Genomic DNA, 2966 nt, shown 5'->3' with positions numbered 1-2966 from the left:
CTCAGGAGGTCATGGATAGTCTTGTGGTCACCAAATCTGATTTTGATTCAGCTTTCAAGAACATAGAGCCTTCGGCCATGAGGGAGGTGTTCGTGGAGGTTGCCCATGTGAGATGGGACGATATCGGCGGGCTGGAAACGGCAAAACAGGAACTCATCGAGGCTGTGGAATGGCCTCTGAAATACCCGGAGATGTTCGAGGCTGTCAATACCACGCCTCCCAGAGGCATACTGCTTTTCGGGCCGCCTGGAACTGGTAAGACCATGCTGGCCAAAGCGGTTGCAAGTGAGAGCGAAGCTAATTTTATCAGCATTAAAGGCCCTGAGCTTTTGAGCAAATATGTGGGAGAATCCGAGAAAGCGGTGCGTGAAACCTTCAGGAAAGCAAAGCAGGCTGCACCCACAGTGATATTCTTCGATGAGATAGATGCCATGGCTCCAGAAAGGGGGGCCAGTGCCGATGCACATGTGACGGAGCGGGTGGTGAGCCAGATACTTACTGAAATAGACGGAGTGGAAGAACTCAGGGATGTTGTGGTCATAGCCGCCACCAACAGGCCCGATATCATCGACCCTGCCTTATTGCGCCCTGGAAGGTTTGACAGGCTCATCTACGTGAAGCCACCCGAAAAGGAAGGCCGCAGGAAGATATTTGAGATACATATTCTGGGAAAACCTCTCGCAGAGGATGTGGACCTTAATTTGCTTGCGGATATGACAGAAGGCTATGTGGGTGCAGATATCGAAGCCATCTGCAGGGAAGCTTCCATGCTGGCCTTAAGATCGGTGATCCTGCCAGGCATGACAAGAGAGGAAATGAAGGTACTGGTAAATGATATCAGGATCTCCATGACCCATTTCAGGAAAGCTATTGCCAGAATAAAGCCCACAACTTCCAGAAGCGCCATGAACCTCTATGAAAAAGCAGCTGAATCCTATGCGCAGTATGCTGCTAACTCAGATGACAAAAAAGATACTAATGGCGGAGGTACTGCTTATCAGTAAAATCCATAAATAGTTAATACACTTAGTTCTATCTTTTCTACAATGTTTAAAAAATGATTACAGGTTGGATAGCAAATGTATGAGGATCTGATATCTGAAATAAGGGAGGAACTGACCAGCAATGCTGACGAAAGGACAAAAGAAACAGCTGCCCGTTTTTTTAAGGAAGGGATCAACTGTTATGGTGTAAAGGCAGCAACTGTCCTTAAGATAGCAGATAAGTACTTCAAACAGATAAGGAACGAACAAAAGCAGACCATCTTTTTGTTATGTGAGGAACTGCTGGTGTCAGATCTGTTCGAAGAATCCGCAATTGCTTTTGAATGGGTCCATCGTATGCGGGAGTACTACGAGCCAGAGGATCTTGAGATCTTTGAAGGATGGATAGAAAAATACGTCAACAACTGGGCGAAATGCGACACATTGTGCAATCATTCGGTAGCTTCTTTTATAGAATCGTATCCGCAGTACCTTTCCCGGCTTAAAGAATGGACCCGATCTGAGAACAAATGGTTCAGGAGAGCTGCGGCGGTAACTCTTGTATTGCCTGCAAGGAATGGAAAATTCCTGGAGGATGTTCTGGAAATAGCTGACAGTTTGCTCATGGATGAAGATGACCTTGTGCGCAAAGGTTATGGCTGGATGCTCAAGGAAGCCGGTAAGGCTCATCAGCAGGAGATATTCGAATACGTGATGAAAAACAAAAAGGTCATGCCAAGAACTTCACTGAGATATGCTATTGAAAAGTTCCCTCAGGATATGAGAAAAAAAGCAATGGAAAAATAGTCTGTTATTGTGACCGTTTTATATTGTTCATTCAGACTGTACCGTAAACTTCTCACATCAATATCTTCGCTATCAGGGGAGCGAGGAATACGGTGATAAGGCCGGCGATACCTATGGCAAGACCGCTCATGGCTCCCTCGGTCTCTCCCAGCTCGACCGCCTTGGTGGTTCCCAGGGCATGGGATGATGTGCCGATGGCAATTCCCACTGCTACCTTATCATCTATCCTGAACAGTCTGCATATCATGGGACCCAGCAGCACGCCTGATATGCCCGTAAAGACGATGCCTGCCACGGTAATGGACGGCAGGCCACAAAGCTGGTTCGAAAGCTCTATTCCAATGGGTGTTGTAATGGATTTGGGGATCATGGACACGCTTACCAGCTCGTCAAGGCCGAAGATCCTGCACATGCCAATTATACTCACAATGCCTGTTACAGAACCTATGGTGATCCCTGCAAGGATGGGCAGGATATTAGCCTTCAGCAAGTGGATCTTCTTATACAGGGGCACAGCCAGAATTACGGTGGCTGGACCCAGGAAGAAGGATATGAACTGTCCCCCTTTGTTATAATCATCGAAACTTATCTGAAAGTTTACGAGAAAGGCAATTATCATAACCATGCTCAGTACCAGGGGGTTCAGGAAGACCGATCCGGTCCTTCTGTAGAGCATGCTGCCTGTCTGGAACGTAAGCAGGGATATGGCTATGCCGAACAGAGGGGAACCTGCAAAAGCGGTCAATGTCGGTTCATTCACCGGAGCGCCTCCTTCTCATAAGTATCTGGACCGTGATACCTGTGGTAACTGCAATGATGGCAGTGGAAACAACGGATATGATGGTGAGAGCTAACCATTTACCTTCGAGTATCGAAAAGCAGGTGATGAGTCCCACTGCTGCGGGCACGAAGAAGAACGAGAGATGCTTCAGCATTAAATTGCTTACATCCTCTATCATAGAAAGCTTTATTATCCCTGTCAGCAGAAAGAATAGCAAAAGCAGCATACCCATTACGTTCCCCGGTATGGGCAGAGCCAGTGCGCTGTGAAGGAGATCTCCCAGAAAACATACAACAAGAATAATACCGAACTGAACAAGATATTTCATAGGGATCCTTTTTCAGAAAGAGATTTTGCTAGAGGGAATATGATATTGATATTAGTGGCTTTCGGTA

The 2966-nt window shown here is 46.8% G+C and carries 4 protein-coding genes; 2 read left to right on the top strand and 2 right to left on the bottom strand.

Annotation, left to right across the window (positions count from 1 at the left end; genetic code table 11):
• On the top strand, window positions 1-1004 hold a 1004-nt coding region (locus tag AB7U21_RS11605), incomplete at its 5' end, for an AAA family ATPase (protein ID WP_428389221.1).
• 75 nt (window positions 1005-1079) lie between these two features.
• The gene (locus AB7U21_RS11600) at window positions 1080-1790 is read left to right on the top strand and encodes a DNA alkylation repair protein (RefSeq protein WP_333788326.1); all 711 of its coding nucleotides are present in this window, start codon (window positions 1080-1082) and stop codon (window positions 1788-1790) included.
• A gap of 52 nt (window positions 1791-1842) precedes the next feature.
• Here the strand turns inward: AB7U21_RS11600 and AB7U21_RS11595 are convergent, their stop codons facing one another.
• Both AB7U21_RS11595 and AB7U21_RS11590 read right to left on the bottom strand, forming a co-directional pair.
• Window positions 1843-2550 carry an LrgB family protein gene (locus AB7U21_RS11595; RefSeq protein WP_428389219.1) on the bottom strand — a complete coding sequence of 236 codons (708 nt, stop codon included), beginning with the start codon at window positions 2548-2550 and terminating at the stop codon, window positions 1843-1845.
• Window positions 2543-2899: a CidA/LrgA family protein gene (locus AB7U21_RS11590; protein ID WP_428389217.1), complete on the bottom strand. Its 357-nt coding sequence runs from the start codon at window positions 2897-2899 to the stop codon at window positions 2543-2545. Before AB7U21_RS11590 ends, AB7U21_RS11595 begins: the two co-directional genes overlap by 8 nt.
• Between the last annotated feature and the right edge of the window lie 67 nt (window positions 2900-2966).

Origin of the sequence: Methanomethylovorans sp., assembly GCF_050177135.1 — an archaeon.
Taxonomy (GTDB): Archaea; Halobacteriota; Methanosarcinia; order Methanosarcinales; family Methanosarcinaceae; genus Methanomethylovorans.
The sequence above is the reverse complement of the archived record's forward strand: the minus strand, read 5'-3'. Positions and strand labels throughout refer to the sequence as shown.